Here is an 18,247-nt window from a genome sequence, read left to right as displayed (position 1 = left end):
TCCCGGCTATCCCAATAGTCCCTTAATCGGCGCACGGTGCCCTGCCTATTTTCCGAACAGCTTGGCGAGCAGGCCCGGCTCAGGAAGTCCTTTGAGCTTGCGTAGCGCAGCCTCATCCGCGCGGCGCTTCGCCCGCGGCGAGACACTGCTGTGGGCGACGTAGGCTGCCGCCGCCAGGGCACCCAGGGTTGGCGGAGCCAGGAAGTATCCGAAGATCGACAGCAGTAGCTCAGCGGTACCCAAGTTCGGCCCGATGGGCGACTGGCGTTGGGTGAGCGTGTCGTAGGCGAATCCCGCGTTGTGGCGGCTCGTCACCCACAGGTAGAGGCCAACGCCTACGCCGCCGACGAGGATCACCCACAGCGCGAACACGAGCTCGCCACGGGTCAGCCCACTGACGCGGGCACGCAGACCTTGCTTCGAACGTGTAGCCGGGCCTGCCATGCCCGCGTAGGGATCGTCGGCACTTGCGGAAGTCGTGGATGCGGTTTCGGTGGTGACTGTTTGATCGTCTGGTGGCTGTGGGGATGCTTGCGCCGGGTGGTCTTGGCCCGAATCATGTTGTGGGCGTGGTCGTTCCGGTTCAGGCGTAGAAGGTGGGAGGCTCATGCTCGCCGCCGTGCCGAAGTCCCGGCAAAACCTTCCGCAGCAGATGACTGATCGGCCCGCCGACGAGTCCGCCGGAACTAGAGCCACCCGGGACGGGCGCCGGACCAACCAGATGCGCGACGGCGACGCCGGTCACCATGGCGTTGAGGAGCATGTCGTCTGTGAGCGTCGGCTTATCGCCGGACAACTCGAGTCCCCCATGAACCAGCTCCGCGGCAGCGTGCAGCTTCGAATCGGGCGCCCACGGGAACAATGCAGCTAAGTCCCGCTCAACGGCGTCCGGTTCGGAAAGGTCGTACCGACCAGGCATGGCGTCAACGGTACCCAAAATGCGCGGTTGGCGAGCGCCGTTGAGAAAGTGCGGCCCTTACCAGCTGCCGTCAGACTCGATGGCCTCGATTACCGCGCCGATCGCCTCCCATAGAGCGATCGTCGTGCGGACGTAGTACACGCGCCGCGAATCCGGTGGCCGCTCGATGTCGAGCATCCCCAGCTGCACCAGACGCTGAAACTCATCGGTGATGTTGCTTTGGGAGGCGTGTTCGATCTGACCCGCGGCCTCGGATTGAAAGAACCGTCCTTTGGGGTGCTGCAGGACCCATGCGGCGACCGCCAGTCGGCACTTGCGGCCGAACAGCAGCTCACTGACCTCACTGAGGCGTGTCGGATCCATTGTCTCTACTATCCAGTATCTACTATCTAGAATCTAGATAGTAGGTATTGACGTCCTCTCCCGGGTTAGGCCAGGGGATTCCAACCCGCAATCCTACGTGGCAGGAGTGCTGAGTTGAGGTTCACGGTTCACAGACCGACTGATGTCGAGGTCTCCCCGTGCGGTCACCGCCCGTCCGGCGGCGATGTTGCGTGCGGCGTTCACGTCGGCATTGCACGGCCCGGCCTTGCAGGCGACGCACCTGAAAACCGCTTGGCTCTTGCGATTCTCAGGTGCAACATGCCCGCATGCAGAGCATCGTTGCGACGTGTACGCGGCCGGGACCTGTTCGACCCGGCCAAATGCCTTGTGTTGCAGTCTCGTGACGAGTTTGCCCCACCCGCTGCCAAGGATCGCACGGTTGAGTCCCCGCTTCTGAGCGACCCTGCGACCTGGACGTTCGGCCGTTCCTCGTGCACTGCGGGTCATACACCGAATATCGAGAGCTTCGATTCGAATCGTGTCGAATCGACCGGCGATGTCGGTGCTGGTCTTTTCCACCCAGTCCTTCCGACGGTCGGTCTCGCGCGCCCGCAGTTTAGCGATGGCCAGCTTCGTTCTGGCACGACGGTTCGACCCCTTCTTGGCGCGAGAAAGTCCACGCTGCAGCACTTTCAACCGGCGTGCCTCCCCGGCACTCAAATGCGGTACGTGCATCAGTTCGCCCGTCGACAGCGCCGCCGAAACAGCAACGCCACGGTCTATGCCTACGACGCTTCCGTCACCGGGGCCGGGGATCGTCTCGGGTATGTGCGCGAAGGAAATATGCCAGCGGCCGGACCGGTCAAGGGTCACCCTGTAAGACTTCACCGATTCGGGCACGTCCCGGGTGAGCCGGAATCGCACCCACCCAACCTTGGGTACAAGAACCTGGCCGTAGCGCCGGTTCAACCTTTGTACGTGTGCGGATTTGACCCCTACCTGGCGGAATCCTTCATGAACGCCGGCTTTGCGCCACGTAGGTCGTCGGTGGGTGCCGTTGAAGAAGTTGCGCATCGCCTGGGCGAAATCCCTAAGCGCTTGCTGCTGCAGAGTCGCAGAACCGGCGGCGAGCCAGTCGAATTCGGTGCGCGCATCGGTCAGCTGAGCACATTGCTCGGCAAAGCTCGGCGATCGACGGCCTGGACGCCAGTAATTCTGCTGCTCAACAGCCAAATTCCATACGTATCGGGCTTGTCGGCAGTGCCCACGCAGCGCAACGGCCTGTTCCTGGGACGGAAGGAGGCGGTATCGGGACACACCCGCAACATAGCGTCAACCACCGACAACAACGCCGAACGGAGATGCGTGGCGTTGCCGCGCTCGGGTTGCATCAATGACCGGCACGGCGTGCCAACATCATGGAGATCGCAGACATGACTGAACGTCGCAAGAACACATCCGGGTCCGAAACACGGCAGCGCGACAAGCGGATTGACGTCCGCTGCGACGATCCCGAACGCGATCTGGTGCTGCGCGCCGCCGCCCGACTTGGAGTTAAACCGGCGACGTTCCTGCGTGACGCCGGTCTGGAAAGGGCTGCCGCGGTTCTCGCGAGCTGACCTTTACGCGGTCCCACCGCGTGTCGGTCACGGCTACAGCGCCGCGACCGTGCCACGATCGCCACATGAGTCACACGAGTGACAACAAACTTTTCGCCCGATCGCGGCGTGTTGATGGCTTTTTCTGTAAAGAGCCCGGCAGGATCGCCGTATGACTGGAACCACCCGTGGGCGACCATCGCTCGGCCGCCGCGCCGCAGTGACCGCCAAACTGCCGGTCACTGTCCGCGACGTCGCCGCAGCCCGCGCCAAAGAGCACGGCACCGATCTCTCGCCGTTCCTCTCTGACGTGCTGTGCTTCCACTACGGCCGGCCCGACCTGATGCGTCACCTGACCCAAGGGCTGCTCGACGAGCACTACCCCGTGTCCCCGCTGCGCACCGACGCGCTCGGACCTCACCAGATGATCCGTGTCCCCCAGCCTGTGGGTGACCTCATCGAAGACGACTTCCGCGACCGCAACATCGACAACAGATCAACGATGCTGGCCGACATCATCTGTCTGCACCTGGGATTTCCCGGCCTGATTCGCGCCCTGGACATGGAGGTGATGCCGCTAGCGATGTGACCTCCCCGCCCCACCGATCGGGGCGCCAGGCCAACTCAATAGCGCAGAAGCACACCTAGTCCGAAAATGCGGAAACCCCCGGCTACCCGAGGGTTTCCGAGGGCTGGTCTGAGGTCGAGCGGCAACTCGCCTCGCCGTGCTTTCCGCACATTCAGGTCCCTCGAAAGGAACCCGTGTTGCTCACAACCAACAGGGTTCACGGTAACTCATCACTGGCTGCAGGTCTACCCAGTACGCACCGTGTTCCCCACAATTCGCCACCCCATGTGGACACCCCGGCGGCCCTGCCCAGCGCACCACGATGCGTGCAGACGAGCCCACGCCGGCACTCACCCTTGCTCGCCGCCACCTGGCGCGCGATCCCACCCCGGCACGTATTCGCTGGAGGTGATGCCTAAACCCCTTGCGCCGCAACAACTCCATACCCGTTGTGCGTAGGACCGTCCGGCCCCAGAAACGCGAAACCCCCGGTAGCAGCCGGGGGAAATCGCTTCTGAAGTTGGACCCGAGGTTTCAGCTCGGGCGTATCGGCGCTTACGCACCACCCCACGAAAGGGTTTTGCTCCTGTGCCAACAGGCAAGACTCACGGTAGCGCACACCCTCAAGCAGGTCCAGAGGGGCGCGCTCATCGTGATCAACACGTTTCCACACCCCATGGAGACATTCACCGGGCAGGACTGCACCCGCAGACCAGCAGCCCCGCACCGGCCCTCGCCACCACCGGCGACACCCACGCCCGCACCCGCGGTGCGCGCTCATGACCGGCACCCTCGCCGCGCCGACGGCCTCGATTTCCGAGCGCCCCGAACGGGTCTGGAAAGCCTTAGCCCCGTTGCTGAGCGCGCCCGGGCGGCGGACGATGCGCGTCTACAACGCCGACACCGGAAAATTCAGCGACAACGCCCGGCTGACCATGTCTCTGCCGTCCCGGCCCGCAGCGCCCTACCTGTACACCACAGCCGGCCGCACCCACATGATCGGCCTCGACTTCGACGACAAGCGCGGCGGTCGCGCCGCCGTTGATGCCGACCTGGCCACGGCGGCCGAATGGATCGTCCGGTGCGGTGGGGTCATCGTGACCGACCATTCCCCCACCGGCCGTCACCTGCTAGTGCCCCTGGCGATCGGCACCACCGCGTCTGCGACCGAAATGACCCACCTGGTGCGGCTCTTGGGTGCCCGATTGCCCACCCTCGACATCACCCCGAACACCAACGCCGCGTCGGGCTGCCTCAGCGCCCCCGGAACACCCCTGAAAACCGGTGTGGGCTACCGACAACTGGACGGCCCGCTCGCGGCCGCCGTCAATGCGTTCACCACCCGCTCGGCACCGAGTCTGCTGCCCCGGCTCTACGAGCTGCTCGGCGCACTCAAACCCCGCACCCGGACCGACGACGTCCCTGCACAGGATGGTCAGTCACCCCAGATCGGCGCCGGCGCATTCTGCACAGGCCAGGGCGATCAGCAGTGCCTGGCGCCGGCGTACGTGCGCGATGACCCCATGCACCCCGACATCACGGCCTACGCCCAGCGCGGCGTCATGCCCACCGGACAGCGCCAGTGGGCGTCGCATTCGGAAGCCCGTCAGTCGGTGCTCACCGCCGCGATTGCGCGCGGGCACAGCCTGGCCACCATCACCACGCTCATGGCCCCTGGCGGCCCCTGGCAGCACGGACTCGGACAGGCCTACAGCCGCTACGGACACGCCGCCGGAAAAGCCCTCCACCGGGACTTTCACCGCGCGCTGGACTGGCTCTGCACCAACACCCTCCAATGCCGTCCCCCGCAGCACGAGAGTAAGTACACACAGGGGGGAAATAACCCCACCGGGTTTCGCGGCCCGGAAAGTCTGCGGGTGTGGCTGACGAACGCCCTGGCCTGGGCCGACCGCGAATACGCCGGCAAGCGCTACAGATGGACGGTCCACGCGGTGCTCCAGACCCTCGCCTGGCATGCCTACACAGCCGGAGAACAGATCACCGGAACGTGGGTGGTGGCAGTAGGCGGGCGCAGCCTTTCGTTGGGCACAGGGCTACTGAGCGAGGACGCGGTATGGCGAGTGCTGCGCGACCTTCGGGACCGCCCGGGCGCACCGCTGATCCTGACCCGACGCGGCGCAGGAGTCGAGGCAGACGCCTACGCCCTGACCGTGCAGAACACCGTTGCCGGGACCGCGATCACAGCCGATCGCGTCCGGGTCGAGCCGGTACACGATGCCTGGTCTGTCGCCGGCCATCACCTGCGCAGAATCTACGAATTGATTGCCTACCACGGGTTGACCAGCAGATCCGATGTGTACGCGGCCGCGGCCGTCTCGCGCACCGCCGGCGATGAAGCCGTGATCGCCCTGGAAGTGCTCGGCCTCATCCGCCGCACCGGACGCGGCACCGTAGCCGTCGGCGCTGTCACCCTCGCCGACCTGGCCACCGCCCACCAGACCGACGACGTCCGCGAAGAACGCATCACGCGCTACCGCACCGAACGCAGCCAATGGCGCCAATGGCTCGACAGCCGCGACCAGGCCCGCACCGAGGCCGAGATGACCGCTCTCGACCAGCTCAAACCGTTCGAGCACGCCGACGTCGATCGCACGTTCTGGGACGCCGTCATGGCCAACGGCCCACCGCCCAGCAATGAGATTGACCCCGAGCGCGAAGCGATCGACCTTGTCGCAGACCTGCTCGGCGGCCGGATCATCACCGCCGGTTGACCGCGCCAATGTGGAGACTTCCGGCGCTATTCCGGCGGCTCGTAGCGAACGATTACAGGCACGCGAAGAATGCGGCGAATTCTTGCTAATATGATGCTACACAATGGCTTTCGTACGTCCTTTGTTCTCGTTTTTGGTATAGTTGGCAACGTGACGCGCAGATATGCGGTAATGGTCGACTTCGACGGTCTGCTCATCGACATGTCGTCGTACGAGCACGAGTTGGACGACCCGCAGCCGCGCAAATGGCGCCGGTTTCTCGCCCACACACCCACCGCGCCACCGATGGCTACCGGTATCACGCTCCTGGAGCAGCTCGCCGGCCTCGGGTGGCCCTACAGCGTGTCCACAACACGGCCGGGCTGGGCACTCGATGGCGTACAAAACTGGCTTGCCCACCACGCACCGGAAGCCCCGCAGGCGACCTACGCGCGGCTCTCCCCCACCGTGGACCCGGTCACTTGTAAGCGCACCCACTATTTCAGCGCCCGGTATCACCGCGACAGCCCCGCGATCTGCACACTGTTCGTCGACGACGAACTGCCGGTCGTGCACGAGCTCGCCGCGGCGACGGTCCCGGCCATGCACATCAGCGAATTCGCCACGCTCACCGAACGCGACATCCTCACCATGCTCCGGCGCAGCCGCCGCGCACTGTACGGCCAGGCGACGGACAGCCCGGCCGCCAATCTGATTGGCATGCGGAGATAGTGGCGCTTCTGGCGTGGCGTTGGGTGCGCTGGCGCAGCCGATCAGGAAAAGTGCATGACCATGACCGCCGCCACCACTTCCGCTGCGATGCTGATCCGACCGAGGGCCCGGTACACCAGTACCGACGCTCAGTTTGGCGCCATGACGAGGTGGCGTGCTGAGCTGGAGCTGAGCTACCTCGACGAGTACGGCGACGAGGTGGAAGAGAACCCGGACGTCGTCGGCGGGTGCGCCGAGTTTGTGGTCATCAACGTCGGGCAGCACCCGATCGCCGACCTGCTGGACGCGCTCCCGCAGGACACCGCGCAATTCGTGGGCCTGTTCGAGGGCGATGACGTCGCCCCGGCGGTACAGGCACAGTTCGAGGATGCGCCGATCAACCGGATTCTGCTGGTCACGCTGGTCGAGGTTGCCGCCCCACTACGCGGCAACGGCCTCGGTGCGTGGATCGTGTCCGAACTCGTCGACCGGATGGCCAGCCCGACCGACACCCTGGTCCTGCTGCACCCGTCCCCTGCAGCACCGCAACCCAGCAAGAGCGCCGAGCTCGCCGCGCGCACGGCGCTGTCGCAGTACTGGCAGAGGTTCGGGCTGGCGCCGATCGAGCATGAGCCCGAGATTCTTGGCGCAGCCACCGCCTACGGTCATCTGTCGCGGGCGCGCGCTGCGCTGCGTTCGCTTGAGAATGTCGTACTGCCGGTGCCGCAGTCGCTGATCCGCGTCGAACCGCCGACAGAACTTCGACACACCGTCACCTCGGACGAGCCGGAACCCGTGGGCTTGAGATTGGTCCGCAGTTAGATTGCCGGCTCAACGTCGGGCTCGGGCTTGGCCAGCTGGTTTTCGATTTCGGTGAGAAACGTTGGGAACGCGCTGTTTTCGAGCGCATCCGGCTGAAACACAAGCTTATGCGGCGCGGCGCCCTGCTCCTGGTATTTGTAGACGCGGCCATCGGACTGGCGGCGGTAATCCGAGATGACATCGATGAGCCCTAGGTACTCGAGGACGCGATGGGCCTCGAAGGCATCCGGGCCCACGCCATAGTGAACGGTCCGGACGCCACCGGAGAACGTGAGTTCCTCATCGCCATGCAAGTATCGGCTGCGCATGGTGATCAGTAGCAGCACGAGCTCGGTGTCCTCGAGCACGTAAATCCAGCCGTTCGTGAACAACGTCAAGGGCACGGTGAAGTACGACCCGTCGTGCTCGGGGACCCGATACAGATCGTTGGTACGCCGTCTGCGCTCGTCCTCCATCGTCAGCAGGAAGCCCTCGAACTTCCCGCGTGGCGCAGCGGCATTCGGGCAGTCAATCAGGTTCTCGTACCGGAGCCGCTTCAATGCGGAATGGATTTGCCGGAGCTTTTTGTCCACCACGCTCGACCGAGACCGGCCGCTGCCAGAGCTCTCCGCGCTAGTGGCCACCAGATGGGTCCAGCCCGGCTTTTTGGAACCAAGCCCCTTGAGCGGCAAGGGGCTCGGCCCCGGCTTCATGCCGGGTTTCGTGCGGGCCTGCGCCTCCAGCAGTGCGATGAGATGGAACGGCAGGGCGATACCGTTCGGCGACAGCAGGCGGGTCGCGGACGGTCGATGCTCGCGCGGAGGGGCCGACCGATCCGAGGCGTTGTCGGCGGCCGGTGATGTTTCCTGCCGTACGAACCCGTGCCGCAGCCGGAGCGCGTCGATGCTGCCGGCCGCGATGAGTTCCTGGAGCTGCTCGGTTGCCTCGTCCGCAGAGGCTTGCATCTGTCGCAGACGTTCAACTCGGTTGGCGAGGACGGTCCGCTCACGGCCCCTCGGTGGTCGGGAAATGCTCGGCCGGAACAGGTGGTAGCGGTGACCACTCAGCTCCATGATGTGATCTCCATCACTTCGGCCCAAAAACTTCTACGTCTTTTCCTGTACGCCTTAACCCGTCAGAAAAACGGGTCGCTCGACGTATCACGCTGTCTTTCCGCCGGGTTAAGGCGTGAAACCACGGTACCAGATTCGTCGCCACGAACGGCGTACAACTGAATTACCGCAGGTCAGAACGGTTCACACAATCTGGGCTGATCGCCGGTGAACACGGCCCGCGGGGATTCCCGCCCCCGCAGGCCGCATCGTTGCCATCAGTTACTCGTGGAGAGGAACGACAGTGCCCAAAGTAGCGCGTCGTAACAACAACCGCCCGCCCAACCGGTCCACCCCCGATCGCCTGCCGCTGCGGTGGGTGCTCATCGGCATGCTCACGGCGGCAGGTGGCGCCGCAGGATTCGTGTCGTCCGGTCCGGTTGCAGGCCCGGTGACCGCCATCGTGACCGGCTGCGCCGTCGCTACCGCGGCGCACCGGCTCATCGCCTGATGGCCGGGTTGGCGGGGGCTGTCGGCGCGCGGCGGCCCCCATCACCCCCGCTGGGCGGATTCGTCCGGGACGTGAGAGCTGAGTTCTTCGAGGGCATACCGCAGTTCGTGACCGCCCACCGTGACAACCAACTCCGCTTCGGCGCCGGCGGCATGGATATAGCTGGCGAGAGTCGACAGCAACAAATCGTGCTGGCGCTCCAGCTTGGACACGGCCGCTTGCCCCTTGCCCAAACGGGCTGCCAGGTCCTCCTGTGTGAGTTGAGCCGCCTTGCGGATCATCGCCAAATTCATGGCGTACGAGCGGTCCATTTCGCGCATGCCCTCGCGAATGTCGCCGATCTGCTCGGCGTAGGCCGGATCGGCGAGCTTACGGCGCAGCCGCTGGCCACCCTTGTCTTCAAGTTTCATCGTCGGCGCCCCTCTCCTGTAGCCACTGGTCGATCGCCGCATCTGCGCGGGATGCAGCGCTCAGATAGAAGGCGTCGCCGATCTTCTTCTTGTCGCCGCCGAACGCCACGATCACACCAGCGGACTGCCCCTCGGGGAACCAGACGATCAGGCGCACAGCGACGTCGTTGTCGAACGGATGCGACACCCGCCAGATCGGATAGCGGCCGCGTTGCCGCACCCGCATCAGAACCGCACTGTCCTCGGTGGGCGGTTCCGTCAAGCCGGTCAGCACCGATATGCCCGCATCGGCATACGCCACCCGCTTACGTGCGACCTCATCGCCGGCGTCCGCTTTCGCGTCCAGACCGTCCAGCCACCGCTGGAACTCCCCGGTCCAGTCCGTGATCACACCAGCAATACTACTCCAAATGCATATTCACTGGAAGTAGTATTGCGTATTCGGCGCGGCGGCAGCGCATCCGCCCCCGGGTGGCGCATGTCTGGATTTGTCCGGGAGCTCTACGTCGGCCAATGGCGTCGACGACCGCGGGCGACGAAGCTACCACCGCGCTGCGACATTTCCGAGGGGAAACAAAGCGCACACCCACCTGGTTTGACCTGGGGATAGACGCTGATCGCCACGCTGGCGGCCAAATAGGGCCCTGGTCGATAGCCGGTGCCCGGGAAGGGCCTCGGGGCGCCACGATTGAGCTGAGTGCCGTTTCCTGGCGTTGGTCCACTCCCCCGCTGCCGCAGCAGTCGCATTTCCGCAGGTCAGCGCTTGCCGCCGCCCCGTTTCCAAGCCTTGCGGCGGACCTGTCCACGCGGGCGCGATGGGCCCCAACACGGCCGGAAAAGTCCGCAATAAACCGGCGGCTGGGCATGTGCGGCCGCCCCGGGTGTTTGCCACGTCGGCGCTGAAGGCCTCAGTGCCCCAACCGGTTCGGGCCGTGATGCGCCGATTTCGCCTCACCGGGTTCGAGGCGGATGCCGTTCCGTGAGTCTCGAACCGCGGTGTCACCGACATGTCGCGGATTCGTGGCCGACAGACCAATCAAAGCCATAACCCCACGTGAGATGAAAAACGCGGCATCGCCGTGCAAGTCCCGGGTGAGATGAGCTGATTCCGCTACGTTGGCTGTCCTGTCATCGGTGGTCAACCAACTACGATTTGGAACGCGCACTATAGCCAGCCCTCTAAGCGGAGAGCTACCGACTAGCCTTCCGATTGGGATCGCGAGCCCCCACCGGGCCGGTGCACTCTGCTACAGGAGGCGACGCTGTTTGATCCAGGTGGCCTGTCCTTCCAGTGCTGCGAACACCCGCAAAATCGCGGCCGCCGGTGTAGCCAAACCCTGGTGGATCGACCGGCCCAATCTCAACCGCAGAGCCTGGCACCGGCGCGTCACGCGCGGGCAGCTACTTTTGCGACATTGAGCGTCATCTGTCGATCAATCACTAGCCGTTCGTCACTGAATTGTGGCTCGCGAAGAGAAGCGAAGTAGCGGGGGAGTGCCTTCTCCATGGGATACCATTTCGGGTATGTCCTGGATTGGCGATGACACGAAGATGACGAGGAATCAGCGCTCGTCTATCGCCGCGCATGGAACCGCCGTTGATTATGAACTAAAAGCTGCATATGCGCAGGTAGCCGAGCTCAGTCGCGCTTGCATGCGCGTGTATGATTGCGCTCTATTGCGCGTTGGTAGCTACGCCAAACTGAGCGTGGCTGTCGGGCCTAATGGAGCGCCCAAGAGTGCGCATGACATGACGCCGCGATCGCGCACTAACAGCGTTCTGCAACGCGCACCTAAGACCGCGCGATCATGCGCGCGTCACTCGCTTGAGACAGCGCGCGTATGCAGCCCGCAAAGGGGCGAGATGACGGGCGTAGCAGCATGCGCGGGTATCAGCGCCAATACGCGCGCAGTACTGAGCCCGCGACAGCGCGTATTACAACGCGGAAGCATGCGCCCGTATAGGTGCTGTGGTGCACGCGTATCACAGGGCGGGGCTGCACGCGGAGCACGTGGCGGACGCCAAGGCGCAGTAAGGCGCGTGCTGACACGCGGAAACACTGGCGTGGCACAGGGCGGGGTAGAGCGCGGAGTACAGCGCGCAGCAGACAGCGTTGTCAGACGCGGAGTAGCGCGCGCTGGCGGGGGCGGATATGAGCGCCCTGTCATACGCGAACAGTCGCGCGGGCCTTTGCGTGTGGCGACACGCCCGACTAGCGCGACGAGTCGCGCGGATATTTCAGCGGGATGCGCGCGCATGTTCGGGCGTTGAACTGCGCCTTCATCGCGCGTATGACAACGCGTTATCAAGGCGTGACGTGGCGCGCGCTGCGGGGCGCGTAGCGGGGCGGTAATCTCAACGCCAATCGCGCGCTCATGCAAGCGCGACATCGCGCGATACCAAGCGCCCCCTCGCGGGCGTAATGCCTTGGGAGGGTACAGAAATGACGACTGAGACGACGGCACTCGCTTACGCACTTTCGCCGGCTGTCCGCACGCCACAGCGGGTGATCGCATTCGTCAATGGCAAGGGCGGAGTCGGAAAGACCAGCTGCACTGCAAACCTGTCCGGCCTGTACGGCCTGGCTGGCTATCGCGTACTGCTGGTGGAGCTGGACCCGCAAGGCAACTGCGCGCGCGACTTCGGACTCCCAGTCGAAGAGTACGAGTCGATCAAGGACCTGATCGACTCCAATGGCGAGCAACACGCCGCGTCGCTGATGCTGAAGTCCGACAGCGCAAAGCCGCCGCTGTACGAAAATGTTCGGCCCGGCGTCGACTTGATCGCTGGAGGCGGCGCCTTGCAGCGGATTTACAACTATTTCGCGGTCAACAACAAAGACAAACTCGACGAGGCGATCCAGCGCGAAATCCTCGGACTCGGCAAAACGTACGACTTGATCCTGATTGACGCACCGCCCATCGATCTCACAGCCCTCGACGCGGTCCTACGGGTAGCCGGCACGATCGTGATTCCGGTGCGGGCGGATGAAGGAAGCATCGACGGACTGTCGATCATCGCCGACCTGTTTGGACCTGCGATGGCAGTCAACCCGGCATTGCGCCTCGGGGGAGTCGTACGGTTCGGTGTCGGCAGCTCGGCGACCCGTATCAGTAAGAACGTGCGCGACACCATCGACGAGATCCTTGGTGGGGCAGCTCCAATCTTCGACGCCGTGATCCGGCACTCGGATGCCGCGGCCTACGAGACCCGTCGGCACGGCCTGCTCGCACATGAACTCGAATCAGCCAGTAGCGCCGAGGGCCGAAGTATTCTCGCGGCGCTGCGCAGCGGCATAAAGCTCGGCAGCGACGAGATCGGTACGGGGGCCAAGACAAGCAAGGGGCTGGCCGAGGACTACGAGAACCTGTCCGCCGAAATCCTTGTTCGCGTGAATGAACTCGAAAACGTGAACGAACTCGAAAACCTCTAGGGGGGACTGAATATGGCAACCAAGGCATCTCACAAGAACCTGTCCGGTGCGTTCAGCCCATCGCAGCCGGATCGCGGCTCTAAGCTGGCGGGACTGCTCGCCCCTGGGCGGGCTCCGGCACCTGCGCCCGAGGCCCCGCCCGAGCAGGACGGGTCGGCTGAAGTTCAGCCGACATCGGTCACAACCCGGGCCGCCGGGGTGCCAGAGGCACCCGCGCCTGCGCCCGCAGTGCAGGCCGCTTCGCCCGCTGCGGCAGCGGTCACTACTCCGGTGCGGTCCCGGCCGACACGCATTCCGCGCCTCAAGGGCGCGCGCGTGCCGGCTGCGTCGGTGTACCTGTCGCAGGAGGCCTACAAGCGACTGCAGGCCACCAAAAGCAAGAAGATCAAAGGCTACGCCGAGATTGTGCAGGATGCGTTCGCGCACATCGCCAAGGAGGCTGCCGATAAGAACGTAAGCCCAGACATCGTGTTGGCTGAACTTTTCGCTAAGCCCACCGTCGACGACGACTGGCTGATGCCATCGTCGCCGACCCGGGCCAAATCCGCCACTCCGTTGACTGAGGCCCGAATCAGCTTCAGTGCGCAGCAACGAGACTGGATCGAAGCCAAGATGAACGCTGTCGACGTGGGCACACTGTCGGAGTTCATCGCGCGCGTTCTGGAGTACTACCTGCTGCCCGCGAAGGGCGGCAAGTAGCCCTGGCGACAGCTCGCCGAGCAGTGGAAGCGCCCCGAGCCGTTCCGAACTGGCCTAGGTCGTTGCACTGAACATGTACCTGGGGCCTGCTCGCCACGTCCCCCGCGGCTGAACACCCAACACCGCCCGACGGCGAAGCCCCCCACCACCGCGAATGTGGTGGTGTTGATGGATTGTGTGGTTGGTGGTGGGTGATACTGCCGCCATGTCGCTGCATGCTTTGGTGGCCGAGGCCGGCCAGGCGCTCAATGCGGCGCGTGGGCTGTTTGGTCCGGCGCCGCAGGGTCCGGTGTGGTCGAGCACGTCGGGGCTGGCCCAGGGGCGTCAAGGCGTCACGGATGTGGGCCAGTTGGCGTCGCAGTCCTGGTTGGGTGCTGGAGGTAAGCAGTTCGTCGCCTCGAATGCGGCTCAGGCTGCGGGTCTGGATGCAATCACCGATGCCGATGGTGCGACCGCCCCGGGTATGCCGGCCGGGGCCAAGGCCGCCGGCGCCGGGGGAGCGGGGATGGACGGGGTCATTGACAACACCCGTTCGGGTGTGGCGGCGATCGCGCCGTCGACCGGGACCCCGGCAGGCAAGGTGGAGCTGGTCAATCATTTGCAGGGCCAGCTCGATCGGGCCAAAGCACTCCTGAAAGCCTCCCAACAGCGCAGCGTCGAACTGAGCGCCTTGCTACGACGCGGCGCGGGTGGCTACGGAATGGGCGGTGGCAGACCCGGCGCCATGGGCGGTATGCCTATGGGCATGCCCGGCGGCGGTATCGGCATGCCCTCACTCGGCGGCATGACGCGCCCGGACCTCAGCGCACTGACGAGCCTGATGCGTCCACGCAAGGGCGAGCGGCCAGAACCCCGCTCCGGCTTGACGATGCACGAGCCCCTCCCGTCCGGGCCCGGCCCTGAACGGGTGCGCGCCGCAATCCGCAACGCCCTGACCGCCAAAGGCATCACCGATCCCGCGGCCCGGGCCCGCTGGGAAGCCGGCATGATGACCGTCGTCTCGCGCGAATCCAACTTCAACCCCAACGCAGTCAACCGCAGCGACAGCAACGCCCAACGCGGCGATCCGAGCAGCGGAAGTTTCCAGTTCACCGGGGCCACATTTCGCGCCCACCATGAACCGGGCACATCGAACGACCCCAGAGATGAACAGGCGGCCGCGGCCGCGTTCATCAACTACGCCCGCTCCCGCTACGGGGTCGCCTGGGACGGATCGAATCTCGCGCGGAACATCCAGCAAGCCGATCCCACACGCCCGCCACACGGCTACTGACCGCGCGCACGCTCCGGCAACGTTTCTTCTCAGGCGTGCCGCACTGACCACCTCACGACCTAAAGCCGCTGCGAATCGGCGAGGAGGGAGGCTGAGCTGCGGAAGCAGAAACCCCCCCACGGCGAAACCGGTGTGCGGGTGGCCTGATGTGTGGGGGGGAGTTCGATCAACATTCTACCGGCCGGTGAACATTGGGCGCCGGTACTTGGTGACGAACACCAGATGGACGTGCAACGCCGGTCATCGAGACGTGCAACGCCGGTCATCGAACTGCGGCTGCGCCCAGGAGGCGACCCCGAATTCCTCACCGCGAATGTGGTGGTGTTGATGGATTGTGTGGTTGGTGGTGGGTGATACTGCCGCCATGTCGCTGCATGCTTTGGTGGCCGAGGCCGGCCAGGCGCTCAATGCGGCGCGTGGGCTGTTTGGTCCGGCGCCGCAGGGTCCGGTGTGGTCGAGCACGTCGGGGCTGGCCCAGGGGCGTCAAGGCGTCACGGATGTGGGCCAGTTGGCGTCGCAGTCCTGGTTGGGTGCTGGAGGTAAGCAGTTCGTCGCCTCGAATGCGGCTCAGGCTGCGGGTCTGGATGCAATCACCGATGCCGATGGTGCGACCGCCCCGGGTATGCCGGCCGGGGCCAAGGCCGCCGGCGCCGGGGGAGCGGGGATGGACGGGGTCATTGACAACACCCGTTCGGGTGTGGCGGCGATCGCGCCGTCGACCGGGACCCCGGCAGGCAAGGTGGAGCTGGTCAATCATTTGCAGGGCCAGCTCGATCGGGCCAAAGCACTCCTGAAAGCCTCTGAACGCCGCAATATCGCGCTCGCACAAATGCTGCGCGGCGGGGCCGCCGGATACGGTGGCGGTGCCGGTGGCGGCTCACCCATGGGAGGTATGTCCCCGATGGGCGGGGGAGGAGGCGGCGGCATGGGCCGTGGCGGCGGCATGGGAATGCCGGACTTTTCGGGGTTCGCTGCACTCGGTCGCCGCGGTAGCGAAGGACAGCACGACCTCGGCGATCCGCAGTTTCCATGGAGCCAACCGCAGGGTCCAACAGGCACCGCCGACATGGCCGTCAAAGCCGCTATGACGAAACTCGGAAAGCCCTACGTATGGGGTGCCAAGGGCCCCAACGCATTTGACTGCTCCGGGCTGGTGCACTGGTCGTACGGGCAGGCCGGTGTCACGGTCGGTGGCGACACCTACTCACTTATCAAAGAAGGCACACCCGTCGCCCCTGGGGACGTCCGCAGAGGCGATGCGATCTTCCCGTCCTCATCATTCGGGGAAATGGGTAAGGCCGGCCCAGGCCATGTGATGCTCGCTATTTCGCCGACGCAGGTGATCGAGGCCCAACAAACGGGTGTGCCCATCAAGATTTCCCCTATGCCCAAATCGTTCGTCGCTCGCCGTCTCGCCGGCTGAGGCCTATTCGTGTCGTCGCGGGTCCAGCGCTCGGCGCTAAAGCGCCCCGGCGGCAACCGAATTCGTTAGAAGTTCGCCGCGAGGTCGCGCACGGCGATGCGCTGATCGTGTACAGCTTTCATGGCCGCCAAGACTTCGTCCATAGCGACGTTGTCGCTGTCAAGGAACAATGCCGTGATCAGTGATTCCAGCCGGAACAAGTGCTCGGAGAGCATGTTGATGCCTGCTTTGGCCTGACTGGTGCCCGGGCCGGATTCAACGAGAATCCCCGCGCACACGCTGGCGAGTTCGGCGGCGACGGTAGCGATCGCCAGCACATCGGTTTTACTCGTGCCTGATACCGCGGCAGTGCTCGGTGGTAGCGGGGGAGCGGTGGCGGTGCCGCGCTCCTCCGGAAGGGGCAGGTTGTCGCGGATCGCGCGGAGTGTGCCTGGCGGCACCGCGAGAGCGGCTTCGAACTTGGCCAGGTTGACCGACCTTGGGAAGGTCTTACCCCGCTCCAGGAGCGCGGCCGTGCTCAAGGTGACTTCGGCTGCATCGGCTAGCTCCTGCTGGCTGGCGAAGCCTCGCTCACGCCGCCGGCGCTTGACGAACTGCCCGACGCGCAGGAGCGCCTCGGTCGGTGTCGTGTCTGCGTCTGCTGTCACTGGTTCCTGGCCGTTGTTGTCGCGATGCCACCCGAAATGGCTGGCATTTTCACTATAGAAGTCAACCACAGCCCTTCACTGACGGTCACGTATCACACGCAAACACCCATGAAGCGGCCCCTGATGGGTGATTAGGTGTGTTTGCAGGTGGGTCAATCGCGGAATTTCAGGTGACTGTGACGTGGCCTCGCCACCAGCTCGGGCGATATCGGCAGGTCATGCCGTTGATTCGGCATGAATCCGCGTAAGTGTAGACATGAGTGAGAATGGGTGACATAGTGACTAAATAAGTGATTCAACAAGTGATTTTGAGAGTTGGAGGAAGCGATGGGAACTCGCCGCCCGACTGGCCCACTCACCGCAGACATCGGTCTGTGCGCCTACGAAGACCCAGAAATCTTCCACAAGCAGACATGCGACCTCGCCGCCCGCATCTGCGCGAACTGCCCGGTGATCGTCGGCTGCGGCGAAGCGGCCATCAAGATGGGCGTCACCGAAGGCTTCTTCGCCGGAGTCAAACTCCCCGGTGAACGCTACGACGGCTCGTTGGAAAAGGCGTACGCAGAGATCGCCGCCATCATCGAGAAACGCCGCCACGATCCCCCCGCCGTGCGCCGGCACAAAGAACTCCTGCGCGCCGCCGCCCACTACGCCGCCTCGCTGCCCACCGGCGAACTCGAGGACGCGGTCGAGGGCCACCAGGGCACCGACGCCCAGCGCCGCGCCGCCCTCTCACGACGCGCGGCCAAGTTCGTGCCGAAACTGCCCAATCGAGAAGACCTCTCCCGGCACGCCGCAATGTTCGCGCCGGACCAACCCGGCCAAGCCAGTGCCTAGCCCCAGCGCCGCCAGCCGCCTGCTGCGCAACGATCTGCTCGCCCAACTGCGCACCGCAGGAACGGGACTGAGCACAACCCACCTACGCCAGCACGCGCCGCGCTGCGCCCTACCGGGCACCTCTGCGGCCCTGCCGCCGGTGCAGGAGCAGATCTATCGGGTGCTCCGCCAACTCGCCAAAGACGGCCTGATCAAGGCAAGCACCGCTCACGGCCGCACCGTCAGCTGGATCGCTCTGCCGTCCGCAGCAGACGACGAAATCCGCGCCCTGGAAGCGGCTTTCGCCTCCACCGTCCCGGGCCGGCATTCCAACGTTCTCGACGCCTGATC

The 18,247-nt window shown here is 64.9% G+C and carries 20 protein-coding genes; 12 read left to right on the top strand and 8 right to left on the bottom strand.

Going from position 1 to position 18,247, the window contains the following annotated elements; all coding sequences use genetic code 11:
- Positions 1–45: 45 nt before the first annotated feature.
- The 4 genes from G6N59_RS29940 to G6N59_RS29925 all read right to left on the bottom strand — a co-directional run bounded on the left by G6N59_RS29940 (position 46) and on the right by G6N59_RS29925 (position 2,560).
- A complete protein-coding gene (locus G6N59_RS29940; protein ID WP_138233379.1) occupies positions 46–444 on the bottom strand; it encodes a hypothetical protein in 399 nt (132 codons plus the stop codon).
- 139 nt (positions 445–583) lie between these two features.
- Positions 584–919 (bottom strand): hypothetical protein, encoded by a 336-nt coding sequence (locus G6N59_RS29935; RefSeq protein ID WP_138233378.1) that lies wholly within the window; start codon positions 917–919, stop codon positions 584–586.
- Between the two features lie 57 nt (positions 920–976).
- Entirely contained in the window at positions 977–1,282 is a 306-nt protein-coding gene (locus G6N59_RS29930) for a hypothetical protein (RefSeq protein ID WP_138233377.1), read from the bottom strand.
- Between the two features lie 93 nt (positions 1,283–1,375).
- Positions 1,376–2,560 carry an RNA-guided endonuclease InsQ/TnpB family protein gene (locus tag G6N59_RS29925; RefSeq protein ID WP_138233376.1) on the bottom strand — a complete coding sequence of 395 codons (1,185 nt, stop codon included), beginning with the start codon at positions 2,558–2,560 and terminating at the stop codon, positions 1,376–1,378.
- Between the two features lie 101 nt (positions 2,561–2,661).
- On the opposite strand from G6N59_RS29925, the gene G6N59_RS29920 reads away from it, so the two are divergent.
- The 5 genes from G6N59_RS29920 to G6N59_RS29900 all read left to right on the top strand — a co-directional run bounded on the left by G6N59_RS29920 (position 2,662) and on the right by G6N59_RS29900 (position 7,653).
- Positions 2,662–2,862: a plasmid mobilization protein gene (locus tag G6N59_RS29920; RefSeq protein ID WP_138233375.1), complete on the top strand. Its 201-nt coding sequence runs from the start codon at positions 2,662–2,664 to the stop codon at positions 2,860–2,862.
- 151 nt (positions 2,863–3,013) lie between these two features.
- Positions 3,014–3,430, top strand: coding sequence for a hypothetical protein (locus G6N59_RS29915; RefSeq protein WP_234884472.1), 417 nt, complete (start codon positions 3,014–3,016; stop codon positions 3,428–3,430).
- 758 nt (positions 3,431–4,188) lie between these two features.
- Positions 4,189–6,141 (top strand): hypothetical protein, encoded by a 1,953-nt coding sequence (locus tag G6N59_RS29910; protein ID WP_138233374.1) that lies wholly within the window; start codon positions 4,189–4,191, stop codon positions 6,139–6,141.
- Positions 6,142–6,291: 150 nt separating this feature from the next.
- On the top strand, positions 6,292–6,852 hold the full coding sequence (locus G6N59_RS29905) for an HAD family hydrolase (protein ID WP_138233373.1): 561 nt from the start codon (positions 6,292–6,294) through the stop codon (positions 6,850–6,852).
- 54 nt (positions 6,853–6,906) lie between these two features.
- Positions 6,907–7,653, top strand: coding sequence for a hypothetical protein (locus tag G6N59_RS29900; RefSeq protein WP_138233372.1), 747 nt, complete (start codon positions 6,907–6,909; stop codon positions 7,651–7,653).
- On the opposite strand, the gene G6N59_RS29895 is transcribed toward G6N59_RS29900, so the two are convergent.
- Complete coding sequence (locus G6N59_RS29895) at positions 7,650–8,705, bottom strand: hypothetical protein (protein WP_138233371.1); 1,056 nt, start codon at positions 8,703–8,705, stop codon at positions 7,650–7,652. The two genes, G6N59_RS29900 and G6N59_RS29895, sit on opposite strands and share 4 nt — an antisense overlap.
- A 283-nt stretch (positions 8,706–8,988) precedes the next feature.
- Here G6N59_RS29895 and G6N59_RS29890 point away from each other — a divergent pair, with 283 nt between their 5' ends.
- Entirely contained in the window at positions 8,989–9,195 is a 207-nt protein-coding gene (locus G6N59_RS29890; RefSeq protein WP_138233370.1) for a hypothetical protein, read from the top strand.
- Between the two features lie 41 nt (positions 9,196–9,236).
- Here G6N59_RS29890 and G6N59_RS29885 read toward each other — a convergent pair whose 3' ends face one another.
- Both G6N59_RS29885 and G6N59_RS29880 read right to left on the bottom strand, forming a co-directional pair.
- The gene (locus tag G6N59_RS29885; protein ID WP_138233369.1) at positions 9,237–9,605 is read right to left on the bottom strand and encodes a type II toxin-antitoxin system RelB family anti-toxin; all 369 of its coding nucleotides are present in this window, start codon (positions 9,603–9,605) and stop codon (positions 9,237–9,239) included.
- Complete coding sequence (locus G6N59_RS29880) at positions 9,595–9,996, bottom strand: hypothetical protein (protein ID WP_138233368.1); 402 nt, start codon at positions 9,994–9,996, stop codon at positions 9,595–9,597. The genes G6N59_RS29885 and G6N59_RS29880 overlap by 11 nt, the downstream gene beginning before the upstream one ends.
- A gap of 2,115 nt (positions 9,997–12,111) precedes the next feature.
- Here G6N59_RS29880 and G6N59_RS29875 point away from each other — a divergent pair.
- The 4 genes from G6N59_RS29875 to G6N59_RS29860 all read left to right on the top strand — a co-directional run bounded on the left by G6N59_RS29875 (position 12,112) and on the right by G6N59_RS29860 (position 16,433).
- Positions 12,112–13,038: a ParA family protein gene (locus G6N59_RS29875; RefSeq protein WP_163912266.1), complete on the top strand. Its 927-nt coding sequence runs from the start codon at positions 12,112–12,114 to the stop codon at positions 13,036–13,038.
- A 12-nt stretch (positions 13,039–13,050) separates the two neighbouring features.
- The gene (locus G6N59_RS29870; RefSeq protein WP_138233366.1) at positions 13,051–13,737 is read left to right on the top strand and encodes a hypothetical protein; all 687 of its coding nucleotides are present in this window, start codon (positions 13,051–13,053) and stop codon (positions 13,735–13,737) included.
- Positions 13,738–13,942: 205 nt separating this feature from the next.
- Complete coding sequence (locus G6N59_RS31415) at positions 13,943–15,010, top strand: transglycosylase SLT domain-containing protein (RefSeq protein ID WP_235678765.1); 1,068 nt, start codon at positions 13,943–13,945, stop codon at positions 15,008–15,010.
- Positions 15,011–15,374: 364 nt separating this feature from the next.
- The gene (locus G6N59_RS29860; protein ID WP_163912263.1) at positions 15,375–16,433 is read left to right on the top strand and encodes a C40 family peptidase; all 1,059 of its coding nucleotides are present in this window, start codon (positions 15,375–15,377) and stop codon (positions 16,431–16,433) included.
- Between the two features lie 65 nt (positions 16,434–16,498).
- Here the strand turns inward: G6N59_RS29860 and G6N59_RS29855 are convergent, their stop codons facing one another.
- Entirely contained in the window at positions 16,499–17,080 is a 582-nt protein-coding gene (locus G6N59_RS29855) for a helix-turn-helix domain-containing protein (RefSeq protein ID WP_163912260.1), read from the bottom strand.
- Positions 17,081–17,407: 327 nt separating this feature from the next.
- Between G6N59_RS29855 and G6N59_RS29850 the strand changes: the two genes are divergently transcribed.
- Together G6N59_RS29850 and G6N59_RS29845 are read left to right on the top strand one after the other, a co-directional pair.
- Entirely contained in the window at positions 17,408–17,917 is a 510-nt protein-coding gene (locus G6N59_RS29850; protein WP_138230787.1) for a WhiB family transcriptional regulator, read from the top strand.
- Positions 17,910–18,245 (top strand): hypothetical protein, encoded by a 336-nt coding sequence (locus G6N59_RS29845; RefSeq protein ID WP_163912257.1) that lies wholly within the window; start codon positions 17,910–17,912, stop codon positions 18,243–18,245. The genes G6N59_RS29850 and G6N59_RS29845 overlap by 8 nt, the downstream gene beginning before the upstream one ends.
- Positions 18,246–18,247: the final 2 nt, after the last annotated feature.

Origin of the sequence: Mycolicibacterium aubagnense, assembly GCF_010730955.1 — a bacterium.
In the GTDB taxonomy this organism is placed as follows: Bacteria; Actinomycetota; Actinomycetes; order Mycobacteriales; family Mycobacteriaceae; genus Mycobacterium; species Mycobacterium aubagnense.
Note: the sequence above shows the minus strand (reverse complement) of the source record. Positions and strands in the feature narration are given on the sequence as shown.

Coding starts and splice junctions, on each gene's coding strand:
- G6N59_RS29940 (WP_138233379.1), bottom strand. CDS start 444: ATGGCAGGCCCGGCTACACGTTCGAAGCAAGGTCTGCGTGCCCGCGTC.
- G6N59_RS29935 (WP_138233378.1), bottom strand. CDS start 919: ATGCCTGGTCGGTACGACCTTTCCGAACCGGACGCCGTTGAGCGGGAC.
- G6N59_RS29930 (WP_138233377.1), bottom strand. CDS start 1,282: ATGGATCCGACACGCCTCAGTGAGGTCAGTGAGCTGCTGTTCGGCCGC.
- G6N59_RS29920 (WP_138233375.1), top strand. CDS start 2,662: ATGGAGATCGCAGACATGACTGAACGTCGCAAGAACACATCCGGGTCC.
- G6N59_RS29915 (WP_234884472.1), top strand. CDS start 3,014: ATGACTGGAACCACCCGTGGGCGACCATCGCTCGGCCGCCGCGCCGCA.
- G6N59_RS29910 (WP_138233374.1), top strand. CDS start 4,189: ATGACCGGCACCCTCGCCGCGCCGACGGCCTCGATTTCCGAGCGCCCC.
- G6N59_RS29900 (WP_138233372.1), top strand. CDS start 6,907: ATGACCATGACCGCCGCCACCACTTCCGCTGCGATGCTGATCCGACCG.
- G6N59_RS29895 (WP_138233371.1), bottom strand. CDS start 8,705: ATGGAGCTGAGTGGTCACCGCTACCACCTGTTCCGGCCGAGCATTTCC.
- G6N59_RS29885 (WP_138233369.1), bottom strand. CDS start 9,605: ATGAAACTTGAAGACAAGGGTGGCCAGCGGCTGCGCCGTAAGCTCGCC.
- G6N59_RS29870 (WP_138233366.1), top strand. CDS start 13,051: ATGGCAACCAAGGCATCTCACAAGAACCTGTCCGGTGCGTTCAGCCCA.
- G6N59_RS31415 (WP_235678765.1), top strand. CDS start 13,943: ATGTCGCTGCATGCTTTGGTGGCCGAGGCCGGCCAGGCGCTCAATGCG.
- G6N59_RS29860 (WP_163912263.1), top strand. CDS start 15,375: ATGTCGCTGCATGCTTTGGTGGCCGAGGCCGGCCAGGCGCTCAATGCG.
- G6N59_RS29850 (WP_138230787.1), top strand. CDS start 17,408: ATGGGAACTCGCCGCCCGACTGGCCCACTCACCGCAGACATCGGTCTG.